We start from the raw sequence: 13,423 nt of genomic DNA on the forward strand, positions 1-13,423 counted from the left end.
CTCCCTTTTTCGACCACTTCAGGAAATCGGATTGAGACCCTTGTAGGTCCACCGGTAATGCGGAGGCGTCGGCCCCTTGTTGCGGCCCCCCTGCTGCATCTGTTCATAGGCGTGCGACATGGCGCCGACCGAGCGCGACAGGCAGAACAACCCGCGCGCGAGCGGCGCCGGAAAGCCAAGCTCGCCATAGATAACGGCCGTCGCGCCATCGATATTCATGGGTACCGGCTTGCCGCGGGCGGCATGCAGGTGTTCTCCAATCGCGCGACCGATTGCGGCGAACCTGCCGCTGACCACGCCGTTTGCCGCCGCTTCATCCACCAGCGCCAGAAGGCGCGGACTGCGCGGATCGACGGGCTTGTGAAAGCGGTGGCCGAAACCCGGAATGTACTTGCCGCGGGTGGCCTGAAACCCGGCGAGGCAACCGGCAACCGCCTCGTCAAGCGGCATACCATCGATCGTGGCCGCATCAATCCCGCGATAAAGCTCAAGCGCCTGTTCACCGGCTCCGCCATGAACATCGTCCAGCATATTGACGGCATTGGCCATTGCGCCGTTGAGGGACAGACCGCAGGTCACCGCCATCCGTGCGGCCGCGATCGAGGGCGCCTGCGGGCCGTGATCGACGGCGGCGACGAGGGCCGCTTCCAGCAGATCCGCCTCCGGCTTCGAAGGCAGGTCGCCGCGCGTCATCAGCCACACCATCTGCGCAAAGCTGACATTGCCGATGAGGTCCTCGATCGGCCGGCCGCGCATGCGGATCTGGCCCGGCGCCATATCGATGATTTCGGTGCTCCACCAGTCGGCAACGTCGCTCATATGACACCTGCATCCTTCAGTTCGGTGATCTGCTGGCCGGTAAGGCCGAGATCGGCATAGATTTCGTTGTTGTGCTGGCCGAGGATCGGCGGCGCGTCTTCAACGGCGGGTGCCTTGCCATCGAGCTTGAAGCCGGTTCTGACGACTGTAATGTCTCTTTCGACGCCGGGCACTTGGCCAAAAGTCGCAAGCAGGCCCCGCTCGGTGATCTGCGGATGAGCGAGAACCTCCGGCACGGAAAGCACGGCGCCCGCGGGCACGCCGATCCGGTTCAGTTCCCGTGCCCATTCCCGCGCAGTCCGGGTGACCAGCACCGTCTCGATTTCGGCCTTCAGCGACAGCCGGTTCCGCTTGCGCAGCTCCCGGTTGAGATAACGCGGATCCTCGAGCAGTTCCGGCCTGCCGATGTGGCGCGCCAGCGCCTCCCACTGCTCGTCCTTGTTGGCGGCGATATTGATAGGCGCGTCTTCTGCCTGGAAGGTGCCGGACGGCGCCGATGTCAGGTTCTCATTGCCGTTGGCAGTCGGCGCCACGCCGCCGATGAGATAGTTGGATACGGCCCAGCCCATGGTGGCGATCGTTGCCTCCAGCATTGAAACATCGATGAAGCTGCCCCGTTCCGGCGCATTGAGCGCCGCGGCGATGGCGAAGGCGGCGGTCAGTCCGCCGATCGTGTCGGCGATCGGATAGCCGACGCGCATCGGCGCGCTGTCTTGATCGCCGGTGATCGACATGACGCCGGAGCTGCCCTGAATGATCTGGTCATAGGCCGGCCGGTGCACCCAGGGGCCCTCCTGACCGAAACCGGAGATCGCGCAGTAGACCAGCTTGGGGTTGACGGCCTTCAACACCTCGTAGTCGAGGCCGAGCCGCTTCATCACGCCCGGCCGGTAGTTCTCCACCAGCACGTCGGCGCTTGCGACCAGCTTCTTGAGCAGCGCCTTGCCGTTATCGTCCTTGAGGTTGAGGGTCACGGATTTCTTGCCGGCGTTCTGCGCGAGGAACGAGATGCCCATGTTGCGCTTGTTCAGCTCCGGATCAACGCCGAGTTGCCGCGCCAGGTCACCGCCCCGCACATTTTCGACCTTGATCACTTCCGCTCCCATATGGGCGAGCTGATGACAGCAGAACGGACCCGCCAGAACATTGGTGAGATCCAGCACCCTGATGCCTTCGAGGGGAGACGGTTTTTGTTGATTATGCGTCAATTTGCCCTTGCCATTCCGATTCTATCGTTCTATCTATCAGAATGCCGTTTAACATAACAGAACGATGTTCAATCGTCCAGTCTGCTGAAGGTTTCCCCATGGGTCAGGACTCCGAACAAAAGGGCGTCGACGCCGTCGATCGGGCGCTCGCTATCCTCGAATGCTTCGCGACAGCGGATCAGCCGCTGTCGCTCGCGCAGATCGCCGGAGAAACGGGGCTCTACAAGAGCACCATCCTGCGGCTTCTCAACTCGCTGATACGGTTTGGCTATCTGGAGCGGGACGAGCATGGGCAATACCGGCTGGCGAGCACGGTCTGGCGGCTCGGCGCGCAATATCGCGCATCCTTCTCGCTCGGCGACGGGATCAGGGCTGAGCTTGCACGCCTGGCGGAGGCGACGGGAGAAACGGCGTCATTTTACGTGCGCCGCGGCGACACCCGGCTGTGCCTTTATCGCAGCGAGCCGGAGCGCGCGATCCGCCACTCGGTTGCGGAAGGCGTCGAACTGCCCATCGGAATGGGCGCCTCGGGAAAGGTACTGCAGGCTTTCGACAGGGATGCCGGATCGCAGTGGGATCACATCCGCAAGGCAGGCTTTGCCACCTCGCGCGGCGAGCGCAATCCGGATGTGGCGGCGATTGCCGCGCCCGTCTTCGACCAGAGCGGCAGGCTGCGCGGCGCAATCGCGGTATCCGGGCCAGTCACGCGACTGGATGAGGCAGCCACAGCAAGGATCGCGAAACTTCTGACGGAGCGCGCCGCTGCGCTGATTATTCCGGCCTGACAGACTGGATTTCGGTTTTCAGCCCTCTTCGCGGGCGACCGCGCGCCAGCCGATATCGCGGCGGCAGAAGCCTTCGGGCCAGTCGATGCTCTCGATCAGTTCATAGGCGCGGGTCTGCGCCTCGGTGACATTGGGGCCAAGCGCGGTGACGTTCAGCACGCGGCCGCCATTGGCCACCAGCCTGCCATCCTTGATGGCGGTGCCGGCATGGAAGGTGCGGGCGGTGGCGTCATCGGCGGGCAGCGCCTTGATCTCGCTGCCCTTCTTGTAGGCGCCGGGATAGCCCTTGGCGGCCATGACCACCGTCAGGGCGGTCTGCTCGCTCCAATCGGCGCCAACCGAATCGAGCCTGCCCTCGGCGCAGGCAATGAGGATCGGCAGCAGATCGCTCTTCAGCCGCATCATCATCACCTGGCATTCCGGATCGCCGAAGCGGGCATTGTATTCGATCAGCTCGGGCCCCTTTTCGGTGATCATCAGCCCGGCATAAAGCACGCCCTGGAACGGATGGCCCATCTCCGCCATGCCCCGGATCGTCGGCTCGATGATTTCCTTCATTGTGCGCTCGATCATCGCCGCATCCATCACGGGCGCCGGCGAATAGGCGCCCATGCCGCCGGTATTCGGTCCGGTATCGCCATCGCCGACGGCCTTGTGATCCTGCGCGGTGGCGAGCGGCAAAGCGTGTTTTCCGTCGGAAAGGCAGAAGAAGCTCGCCTCCTCGCCCACCAGAAACTCCTCGACCACCACTTCCGCGCCGGCCGCGCCGAACGTGCCGGAGAAGCAGTCGTCGATCGCGGCAAGCGCCTCGTCATTTGTGCGGGCGACGGTGACGCCCTTGCCGGCGGCAAGGCCATCGGCCTTGATCACGATCGGCGCGCCAATTTCGAGCACATAGGCTTTTGCCGCCTCGGCATTGTCAAACCGCTGATAGGCCCCTGTCGGAATGTTGTAGCGCGCGCACAAATCCTTGGTGAAGCCCTTGGAGCCCTCAAGCTGCGCGGCCGCCCTGGTCGGCCCAAACACCTTCAACCCGGCGGCCTGGAGATCATCCGCAAGCCCGGCGACGAGCGGGGCCTCGGGGCCGACGACCACGAGGTCGATCGACTTCTCGCGGCAGAACGCCGTGACCGCCGCATGGTCGGTGACATCGAGCGCCACGCAGACCGCATGGGCGGCAATGCCCGGATTGCCCGGAGCGGCATAGAATTCGCCGATTTCGGGGGATTGCGCGAGTTTCCAGGCCAGCGCATGCTCGCGCCCGCCAGAGCCGATCAGAAGGACATGCATGGGGTTTGCTCCAGTTGTCACCTGCTGGCGGTTGGGTAAGCAGGCCGGCGACAAAGGTCAAGGCCGGGACGCGTTAACATCCGGGGCAATATTGTGGAAGGCCGCGCGCGCCCTCGCCAAAGCCATTGTTTCGGCGCTATGAACGCCTAAATTCGCCTCTCCCGTGAAAGATGGAACGAGACACATGGCCGCAGAAAAAATCGCCCGCATCGTCGCAGAAGAGATCAAGGCCCGCCCCGAACAGGTGGATGCCGCGCTAAAGCTTCTGGATGAGGGCGCGACCGTGCCATTCGTCGCGCGCTACCGCAAGGAGGCCACCGGCGGGCTGGATGACGGCCAGCTACGCACGCTCGCCGAGCGCGTCGGCTATCTGCGCGAACTAGAAGCCCGGCGCGCCACCATCGTCGAATCGATCACCAGTCAGGGCAAGATGACGGATGAGCTTTCCGGCAAGATCGCCACTGTAACCACCAAATCCGAGCTCGAAGACCTCTATTTGCCCTACAAGCCGAAGCGCCGCACCCGCGCGATGATCGCCCGCGAGAACGGCCTCCAGCCGCTGGCCGACGCGATCTTCCAGGATCGGAGTTCCGACCCGGAGAAACTCGCCGAGGCCTATGTCAACGACAAGGTCGCAGACACGCGCGCGGCCCTCGACGGCGTGCGCGATATCCTGTCGGAGGAATTCGCCGAAAACGCCGAACTCGTCGGCAGGCTCAGGCAATATATGCGCGACAATGCGATGCTCTACGCCACGGTGGTCGCGGGCAAGGAAGAGGCCGGCCAGAAATTCTCCGACTATTTCGACCATGCCGAAAAGTTCGCAACCGCGCCGGGCCATCGCGTGCTCGCCATGCTGCGCGGCTTCAACGAGGAAGTGCTGTCGGTCGCGATCGAGGCCGATCGCGACAACCCCTCCCCGGTAAAGCCGGCCCAGCAGATGATCGCGCGCTTCTTCGATATTGATGGCGAGGGCAAGGCTAATGCCTTCCTGATGCAGGTTGCCGGCTGGTGCTGGCGCGTGAAGCTGTCCACCTCGCTGTCGCTCGACCTGATGCGGGAAATGCGCGAGCGCGCCGAGGATGAGGCGATCAACGTGTTCGCCCGCAATCTGAAGGACCTGTTGCTGGCCGCACCCGCCGGCTCCCGCGTCACGCTTGGCCTCGATCCGGGCATCCGCACCGGCGTCAAGGTCGCCGCCGTCGATGGCACCGGCAAGTTGCTCGATACCGCCACGATTTACCCGTTCCAGCCGCGCAACGACATTCAGGGCGCAATGGCCGCGCTGAAGGCGCTGATCGCGCGCCACAACGTTTCGCTGATCGCGATCGGCAACGGCACGGCCAGCCGCGAAACCGAAAAACTGGTCGCCGACGTGCTGAAGGCCGTGCCCGAACCGAAGCCGATGAAGGTGATCGTGTCGGAAGCCGGGGCCTCGGTCTATTCGGCCTCGGAGACGGCGGCGAAGGAGTTTCCCGAGCTCGACGTTTCGCTTCGCGGCGCAGTTTCGATCGCCCGCCGCCTGCAGGATCCGCTGGCGGAACTTGTGAAGATCGAGCCGAAATCGATCGGCGTCGGCCAATACCAGCACGATGTCGACCAGATGAAGCTGTCGCGCTCGCTCGATGCCGTAGTCGAGGATGCGGTCAATGGCGTCGGCGTTGACCTCAACACCGCGTCCGCGCCGCTGCTTGCCCGCGTGTCCGGGCTCGGCCCCTCGATTGCCGAGCAGATCGTGCTTCACCGCGATGCCAATGGCGCGTTCAGGAGTCGCAAGGAATTGCTGAAGGTCGCCCGTCTGGGGCCGCGCGCGTTCGAGCAGAGCGCCGGCTTCCTGCGCATCCGCGATGGCGTCGAGCCGCTCGATTCGTCCGCGGTCCATCCGGAAGCCTATGACGTGGCGAAGAAGATCGTCGCCGCCTGCGGGCGTGATCTGCGCGCGCTGATGGGCGACAGCGCGGCGCTGAAGGCCATCGATCCGCGCGCCTTCGTCGACGATCGCTTCGGCCTGCCGACCGTGCGCGACATATTGTCGGAGCTTGAAAAGCCCGGCCGCGACCCGCGACCCGAGTTCAAGACGGCAAGCTTTGCCGACGGCATTGACGAGATTTCCGACCTGAAACCCGGCATGGTGCTGGAAGGCACCGTCACCAATGTCGCAGCCTTCGGCGCCTTCGTCGATATCGGCGTGCATCAGGACGGCCTCGTCCACGTCTCCCAGCTCGCCGACCGCTTCGTCAAGGACCCGCATGAGGTGGTGAAAGCCGGCGACGTGGTGAAGGTCCGGGTCGTGGACGTCGACGTGAAGCGCAAGCGGATAGGCCTCTCCATGAAGAAGGACGACGGCACGCCTGCAGCCAGGGGCCCCCGCTCCGAGCGCCCGCAGGAACGCGGCAGTAATCGCGGAGGCAAGCCGCAGTCGCAGGGCGCATTCGGCGCAGCACTTGCGGATGCGATGCGGAAGAAGTGAGCGCTCGGCCTCGCGGGTCAGCGCGCCTGAATGACCCGCCCGCGATCTGCCGGCAGGCGATCGCGCGCATGCGCGGAAAATCTCAAGGACCAAAGCGCCGCTTCGCGATTCGGCGTGCTATCGGAATTGATCCCTTCGCCGTTGCAAGCCCAGGGTGAAACAAAGCTGATTTCCCGCAGATGGGCGTGTCAACCGTCCAATTTACCATTGCATTGCCGCGTTTCCCCCGCCCTTGTTTCTTGCGACAGAATGAATAATGTGCGTGAAATAATATATGACATAAGCAGGCATTCGGGGGATTGCGATGGCTTCACAGCTATTCAACCTGATCGAAAAGATCATCAATACCGGGACATTAAGGGTCAAAGACGCAACGGGGACGATCACAACATTCGGGGATGGCACTGGCGACCCGATTGCCGTCCGGTTTACCGACAGCGAAGCGGAAAAGCTGATCGCCAGAGACCCGGCGCTCGCGCTTGGCGAGATGTACATGCAGGGCCGCTTCCAGATGGAAGAAGGCAATATCTACGACTTCCTGTCGCTGGTGCGCCGCAATACGCTCGCTATCGTGTTCTCGCCGCTGATGGCGGCCAGGCTGTTCTGGCGCACCGGTCTTGCCCAGTTGCAGACGCGGCTGCCGATCAACAGGAACCGCAAAAACGTCTCGCATCATTACGACCTGACGCCGCCGCTGTTCAGCCTGTTTCTGGATGAGGATTGGCAATATTCCTGCGCCTATTTCGATCCGCCGGATATCTCGCTCGACGAGGCGCAGCTTGCCAAGAAGCGCCATATTGCCGCCAAACTGAGACTGAACGAGGGCCAGCGCGTTCTCGAAATCGGATCCGGCTGGGGCGGGCTCAGCATGTATCTCGCCGAGATGGCGGGCGTGGACATGACCGGCATCACGCTGTCGCACGAGCAGCTTGCGATTTCCGCCGATCGCGCGGCAAAGCGCGGACTTTCGGACAAGGTGCGCTTCGAGCTGCAGGACTATCGCACCATGAAGGCCAAGCCCTTCGACCGGATCGTGTCCGTTGGCATGTTCGAACATGTCGGCATCGGTCGCTACCAGAACTTCTTCGAAAAGTGTTTCGAGCTTCTGGATGATGACGGGGTGATGGTGCTGCATTCGATCGGACGTGATGTCGCGGCTCACGGCTTCAACAACCCGTTCATCGAAAAGTACATCTTCCCGGGCGGCTACATCCCCTCGCTCGCGGAAGTCTTGCCGGCGGTCGAAAAATCCGGCCTGCTGGTGCGCGACATCGAAATCCTGCAGATGCACTATGCCTATACGCTGAGAGCTTGGCGCGAGCGCTTCGTTGCGCGCAAGGAAGAGGCAATCAAGCTCTATGACGAGCAGTTCTTCCGCATGTGGGAATTCTATCTCGCCGGCTCGGAAATGGCGTTCGAGTGGGACAAGATGTTCATCTTCCAGATGCAGCTTTCAAAGAGCCAGTTTGCCACGCCCAATAACCGCCGCTATATGTTCGAGGCGGAAGACAAACTGAAAGCCGCGGAAGCGAACCGGGCGCCGCTGGAGCCGGTCGCGTTTTCCTGATCCGGCTTTGTTCAGGGCAGGCAGATGAGCAATATTTTTGAGGATAACGGCCGCGTAGTCGACGCGCCGTCGGATAATTTCGTCTACCGGCTGTTGCCGCCTTCGCTGTGGCCCTATGCCCAGCTCGCCCGCTGGGACCGGCCGATCGGCTGGCAGCTCTTGTTGTGGCCGTGCCTTTGGTCGGCAGCGATGGCCGCCGGCGTGACGGCGGATGCCGGCGCCTTTCGGCCCGGCCAGTTTATCGCCCATTGTCTGCTGTTCTGGATTGGCGCGGTGGCCATGCGCGGCGCGGGCTGCACCTATAATGATCTGGTCGATCACGATATCGACAATCAGGTGGCGAGAACCCGTTCGCGTCCCCTGCCCTCCGGCCGGGTGACCCGCCGCAAGGCGAAGATTTTCATCCTGCTGCAGGCGCTCACCGGGCTTGCGGTGCTGCTCTGCTTCAACCTCTTCACGATCGTGCTGGCGATCTCCTCGCTCGCGATCGTCGCGATCTACCCCTTTGCCAAGCGCTTCACCGACTGGCCGCAATTCGTGCTGGGGCTCGCCTTCTCCTGGGGGGCGCTGGTGGGATGGGCGGCGGTGTTCGGCGCGCTGTCGGGGCCGGCGCTGCTCGTCTATGTCGCAGCGGTTCTCTGGACCATCGGCTATGACACGATCTACGCCCATCAGGACAAGGAAGATGATGCCCTTATCGGCGTGCGCTCCACAGCGCGTCTGTTCGGCGACAATACCAAGCCCTGGCTGATCGGCTTTTACGGCGTGATGCTGGCGCTGATGGCGATTGCTTTCCGGGTGGCCGGGCTTGGCTGGCCAGCCTTCGCCGGTCTCGTCATCGCGGGCGGGATGCTCCTACGCCAGATCGTGGTGCTGAATATCGATGACGGCGATCAGTGCCTGCGGCTGTTCAAATCCAACCACCATGTCGGCATCGTGATCTTCGTCGGACTGGTGGTTTCGATCTTCCTTGGTTGAATCCGGGTTGGTCTTCAGGCCGCGACCGCGCGACCTGCGAGCTTGAGTGCAACGCCGAGCTTGCCGTCTTCCATCCGCACTGTCAGTCGCGGGATCGGACGGGTCGCCTTGCGGCGGCGCGGGCCGGCCTCATCATTGGCGGCAGTCACGCGATGCGGCTGGAAATCGACCGCGCGGGCCGCGCCATCGGCTTCGACCATCAGCATCGGGATATCATAGAGCAGCGCCCATTCCTGCCAGTCGGCCACGATCGCCTCGAGATCATGGGCGACCAGCAGCGGAATGCACAGTTCCGGATCGGCGTGATGCAGTTCCAGCGTCACCGTGATCGCGCCATCGACATGGGCCACCGCACGGGCGGCAACGCCCTTGAAGGCCCGGCCCGGCAGCGCGATCGAGAACGGCAGGTTGCTCGACGGCAGGTTGCGCCTGACCACCGCGCCGCGGGTATCGAGCTTGACGGCGATGCGGGCATCGGTGCCCTTGGCCGTGTAGGAAAATTTCTGCGGAAAATATGCGGGGTCGATTCTCAGAACCGTATCATCCCGCCCCCTCAAAACTTGCGTATTCGTCATCTCGTCACCCTTGATTTCTGTCCCCGGTATCCGGCGCACATTCGCGAACTTTTCCGTTCGTCTGAGGGCGATCATAGGCGAGGTTGTTACCAGCCGCCTTAACAAGCACGGTTAAGAAATTCCAACGCGCATCAATGGTTATCAAAATCCGATTTCGAAGGGTTGAGAGAGCGTGAACGGCGTGGTGACGGGGCGTTAACCGCGAGGGCGGGCGGTTCTGACAAAAGTCGCAGAGCCCACCAAAACAATCTCTCCCCTTGAGGGAGAGATGCCCCGACAGGGGCAGAGAGGGGTGAAACATTTCGGCAAGTTCGGAGCAAGCAGCTTATGCCCATTACCCCTCTCTGTCGCGTTCGCGACATCTCCCCCTCAAGGGGGGAGATTGATGGCCGCGGACGTTTTCAGGGTATCCGAGGCGTGGCCGAAAGGTGAGGCCTGACGGACGCAGCGCCCCGGCGCCCTCAACCCGAAATCTTCGAGAAATCCGCCACCGTGCCGGTGGCCTCGCGGATCATGGCCAGCAGCGCCAGGCGGTTGGCGCGCACGGCCTCGTCCTCGGCATTGACCAGCACATCCTCGAAGAACCGGTCCACCGGCGCGCGCAGCACCGAGAGCGCCTCCATGGCGGCAAAATAGTCTTCCCTGTCGGAAGCGGCCTTCGCCTTGTCCTCGGCTTCCAGAATGGCAGCGTGGAGTGCCTTTTCGGCATCGAGTTCGAACAGGGCCGGATCGACCGTGTCGGCAACTCGCGTCTTCTTCTTTTCTTCCGCAGCCAGAAGCTGCCCTGCCCGCTTCTCGCCCGCCAACAGGTTCTTGCCGTCTTCGGAATCGAGGAATTTCGTCAGCGCCTCGACCCGGCGGGCGACGACTTCGAGGTCGTCGGCATCAGGCCCCAGCACCGCGTCGATCAGGTCGTGCCGCGCGCCCATGTCGCGCAGATAGACCTTGAAGCGGTCGTGGAAGAAGGAGAGGAGGTCCGCGGAGATTCTTCCGAAATGGGTTTCAAGCCAGAGAAGTTGCCGAGCCGAATTTGCGTAGGCTTCAAAGCCTCTAGGTGCGTCAGGGTTATCAAGATCATCGAAAAGGAGTTCGACTTCTAGAGCGTCGAGTTCTTCCAAGCGGCGCTCTAGCAATGAGAAGATTTCTACCCTTGCCTGTTCTTCCTGCAAATCGTCGGGCGCGCCGCCGAGATCCGGATTGCCAATTTGGTTGTTTACAATTTCCTCTTCGCGGCCACTGAACATTTGGTCGCTATTCATCATCGACCAATATGGCTCATCATTCCAACTGGGACTGGGCCCTGTTTCGTATTGAGCATCAAAACGAGATAAAAGAGATCGAAAGCCCTGTGTTGGCTTGAATTGAGAAACAAGCAATACACAAAGAGCAAACCAGAATAAGTCACTCAGCGGAAGACGGACGCCGCGCTCCAGAATAATGCGGATCACGCCCAGCGCCGCGCGGCGCAGCGCATAGGGGTCGCCGGAGCCGGTGGGCTTTTCGTCGATCGACCAGAAGCCGGTGAGCGTGTCCAGCTTGTCGGCGAGCGCCACCGTCAGCGAGACCTTGTTGCGCGGCACGACGTCGGAGGGGCCGAGGGGCTTGTAGTGTTCCTCGATGGCCGCTGCGACATCCTCGCTCTCGCCCTGCAGGATCGCATATTTGCGGCCCATCGCGCCCTGAAGCTCGGGGAATTCGCCGACGGCTTCGGTTCTGAGATCGGCCTTGGCCAACACCACCGCGCGGTCGACCTCTGCCGGATCGGCGCCGACGATGGTGCTAAGCTTCGCGGCAAGCGCCCGGATGCGGGCGACGCGGTCGCCCTGGCTGCCGAGCTTGGCATGGAAGGTGACGTTCAGCGCATCGAGCTTGGCCATGCGCTGGTCGAGCGGCTTGTTCAGGTCGAGGCCGAATTTCTCGGCCGATGCCTTGAGCGTGGCGAGGTCCGGCAGGTCGCGCTGGTCGATATGCCAGAAATGCAGCGCATCGGAGAGGCGCGCGCGCACGACCTTGCCGTTGCCGTGTCGGATTTCCTTGCCGCCGTCGGTGGCGGCGATGTTCGCGACCAGGATGAACTTGTTGGTGAGGCTGTTCTCGCCATGCTTCCTGACCACGAAGCATTTCTGGTTGGTCTTGATCGTCAGCCGGATGATCTCGTCCGGAATTTCGAGGAAGGCCTCCTCGAATTCGCCGAGCAGCACCTGCGGATATTCGACCAGCCCCGCGACCTCCTCCAGCAGGCCCTCGTCCTCGACCACGTCGAGGCCGTTGGCAAAGGCGAGATTGGCGGCGTCATCGCGGATGATGTCCTTGCGGCGCTCGGCATCGAGCACCACGCAGGCCTTTTCCAGCCCGGCGGCGTAATCGGAAAAACGCTTGACGGTGAAAGGTTCCGGCGCATGGAAGCGATGGCCATAGGTGACGTTGGAAGCGACAATGCCGTCGATCTCGAAATCGATGACCTTGGTCTCCTCGATCTCGGTGCCGAAGGTGCACACGATCGACTGCAGCGGGCGCACCCAGCGCAGGCTTCCGGGCTCTGCCGAGGCCGCACCCCAGCGCATCGATTTCGGCCAGGGAAAATTGCGGATGATGCCGGGCATCACGTCGCGGATGATCTCCTCGGCGTCACGACCCGGCTTTTCGATGATCGCGACATAGAAGTCGCCCTTCTTCGGGTCCGACTGGATCTTCGCCTCGGAAATATCGGAAAGCCCCGCGCCGCGCAGAAAACCTTCGAGCGCCTTTTCCGGCGCGCCGACGCGCGGACCCTTCCGCTCCTCGCGCACATCGGCGGAGCGCGCCGTCAGCCCGTGAATGTCCAGCGTCAGCCGGCGCGGCGTGAAATAGTCGCGCGCGCCCTCATAGGTCAGACCCGCGTCCACCAGCGCATCGGTGACGCGCTTTTTCAGCTCGCCCGCCGCCCGGCGCTGCATGCTGGCAGGGATTTCCTCTGAGCGAAGTTCAAGCAAAAGGTCAGGCATCGGAAAGGGCTTCTATCATTGTCAGGAACTTGGGTGTGGCGGTGTTAGCAAGCTCCGTGAAAAAAGTCATCCGGCAATACCGATTTTCGGGATTTGGCCGGAGAAGAACCTTGTTTGCGCCCATATTGGCCCGGATCATTTCGCGCCGACACACACAGGAGAACCGGACGTGCACACCTTGTCGCTTTTGCCGCTTGTCATTCTGGCAAGCAATGCCGCTTACGCCGAGCCGCTTATGCCCCAGGGCAATTTTCGCACCGAATGCCTTGAGATCGGCAAGGGCGGCCGCCACGGGCTGATCGCGGAGGTATCAATCGAGGGCGACGTGATTTCGGCCAGCGCGCAGACCTATGCGCACAATGATTGCGATGTCCCGACGGTGCGCGCCGACTATCGCGGCGTCATTACCGAGACCCGGTCAAACGGCGATCGCATAGAATTCACGCAGGAAACGGGCCCATTTCTCTACACCCTGCTCTCCGATGACGTGACCACCTATTACAACGCCAATGCGGAGTCCGCAGGCTGTGGGCTCACAGGCTGGCAAACCGGCGTGCCGCGCGATGCGGCGGGCAAAACCTGCGCGCCCTACACCTTTCCCGAACTCGGCACGGAACTTAAGGACAGCGTCTGGGAAAACCGGAACGGCATCGAGTTCGCGCGCCTGCCTCTCATCTGGGACAGCGCTGCCGGCTACCCCGAACAGCCGTCCGGCATCCTCTTCACCCGCATAACAGACTGACCGGC

The 13,423-nt window shown here is 62.6% G+C and carries 10 protein-coding genes; 5 read left to right on the forward strand and 5 right to left on the reverse strand.

What is annotated here, in order from left to right:
* Nucleotides 1-18 precede the first annotated feature (18 nt).
* Nucleotides 19-819 carry a citryl-CoA lyase gene (locus K7H91_RS06850; protein WP_230719455.1) on the reverse strand — a complete coding sequence of 267 codons (801 nt, stop codon included), beginning with the start codon at nt 817-819 and terminating at the stop codon, nt 19-21.
* Entirely contained in the window at nt 816-2,027 is a 1,212-nt protein-coding gene (locus tag K7H91_RS06855) for a CaiB/BaiF CoA transferase family protein (RefSeq protein ID WP_269066045.1), read from the reverse strand. Before K7H91_RS06855 ends, K7H91_RS06850 begins: the two co-directional genes overlap by 4 nt.
* A gap of 98 nt (nt 2,028-2,125) precedes the next feature.
* On the opposite strand from K7H91_RS06855, the gene K7H91_RS06860 reads away from it, so the two are divergent.
* Nucleotides 2,126-2,812: an IclR family transcriptional regulator gene (locus K7H91_RS06860; protein WP_230719457.1), complete on the forward strand. Its 687-nt coding sequence runs from the start codon at nt 2,126-2,128 to the stop codon at nt 2,810-2,812.
* Between the two features lie 18 nt (nt 2,813-2,830).
* Here K7H91_RS06860 and purD read toward each other — a convergent pair whose 3' ends face one another.
* Nucleotides 2,831-4,102, reverse strand: a complete 1,272-nt coding sequence (purD, locus tag K7H91_RS06865) for a phosphoribosylamine--glycine ligase (RefSeq protein ID WP_230719458.1) — start codon at nt 4,100-4,102, stop codon at nt 2,831-2,833.
* A 184-nt stretch (nt 4,103-4,286) separates the two neighbouring features.
* On the opposite strand from purD, the gene K7H91_RS06870 reads away from it, so the two are divergent.
* The 3 genes from K7H91_RS06870 to ubiA all read left to right on the forward strand — a co-directional run bounded on the left by K7H91_RS06870 (nt 4,287) and on the right by ubiA (nt 9,117).
* Nucleotides 4,287-6,572: a Tex family protein gene (locus tag K7H91_RS06870; protein WP_230719459.1), complete on the forward strand. Its 2,286-nt coding sequence runs from the start codon at nt 4,287-4,289 to the stop codon at nt 6,570-6,572.
* 304 nt (nt 6,573-6,876) lie between these two features.
* Nucleotides 6,877-8,139, forward strand: a complete 1,263-nt coding sequence (locus tag K7H91_RS06875; protein ID WP_230719460.1) for an SAM-dependent methyltransferase — start codon at nt 6,877-6,879, stop codon at nt 8,137-8,139.
* Nucleotides 8,140-8,163: 24 nt separating this feature from the next.
* Nucleotides 8,164-9,117, forward strand: a complete 954-nt coding sequence (ubiA, locus tag K7H91_RS06880) for a 4-hydroxybenzoate octaprenyltransferase (protein WP_230719461.1) — start codon at nt 8,164-8,166, stop codon at nt 9,115-9,117.
* Nucleotides 9,118-9,131: 14 nt separating this feature from the next.
* Here ubiA and K7H91_RS06885 read toward each other — a convergent pair whose 3' ends face one another.
* Nucleotides 9,132-9,692 (reverse strand): DUF6101 family protein, encoded by a 561-nt coding sequence (locus K7H91_RS06885; protein ID WP_230719462.1) that lies wholly within the window; start codon nt 9,690-9,692, stop codon nt 9,132-9,134.
* Between the two features lie 461 nt (nt 9,693-10,153).
* Complete coding sequence (glyS, locus tag K7H91_RS06890; RefSeq protein WP_230719463.1) at nt 10,154-12,676, reverse strand: glycine--tRNA ligase subunit beta; 2,523 nt, start codon at nt 12,674-12,676, stop codon at nt 10,154-10,156.
* Nucleotides 12,677-12,845: 169 nt separating this feature from the next.
* Between glyS and K7H91_RS06895 the strand changes: the two genes are divergently transcribed.
* Nucleotides 12,846-13,418 (forward strand): hypothetical protein, encoded by a 573-nt coding sequence (locus K7H91_RS06895; RefSeq protein ID WP_230719464.1) that lies wholly within the window; start codon nt 12,846-12,848, stop codon nt 13,416-13,418.
* Nucleotides 13,419-13,423 lie beyond the last annotated feature (5 nt).

This window comes from Martelella mediterranea (genome assembly GCF_021021415.1).
Taxonomy (GTDB): Bacteria; Pseudomonadota; Alphaproteobacteria; order Rhizobiales; family Rhizobiaceae; genus Martelella; species Martelella mediterranea_C.

Bases quoted from the DNA above. Each gene is read 5' to 3' on its own strand.
- K7H91_RS06850 (WP_230719455.1), bottom strand. From the start codon at position 819: ATGAGCGACGTTGCCGACTGGTGGAGCACCGAAATCATCGATATGGCG.
- K7H91_RS06860 (WP_230719457.1), top strand. From the start codon at position 2,126: ATGGGTCAGGACTCCGAACAAAAGGGCGTCGACGCCGTCGATCGGGCG.
- purD (WP_230719458.1), bottom strand. From the start codon at position 4,102: ATGCATGTCCTTCTGATCGGCTCTGGCGGGCGCGAGCATGCGCTGGCC.
- K7H91_RS06870 (WP_230719459.1), top strand. From the start codon at position 4,287: ATGGCCGCAGAAAAAATCGCCCGCATCGTCGCAGAAGAGATCAAGGCC.
- K7H91_RS06875 (WP_230719460.1), top strand. From the start codon at position 6,877: ATGGCTTCACAGCTATTCAACCTGATCGAAAAGATCATCAATACCGGG.
- ubiA (WP_230719461.1), top strand. From the start codon at position 8,164: ATGAGCAATATTTTTGAGGATAACGGCCGCGTAGTCGACGCGCCGTCG.
- K7H91_RS06885 (WP_230719462.1), bottom strand. From the start codon at position 9,692: ATGACGAATACGCAAGTTTTGAGGGGGCGGGATGATACGGTTCTGAGA.
- glyS (WP_230719463.1), bottom strand. From the start codon at position 12,676: ATGCCTGACCTTTTGCTTGAACTTCGCTCAGAGGAAATCCCTGCCAGC.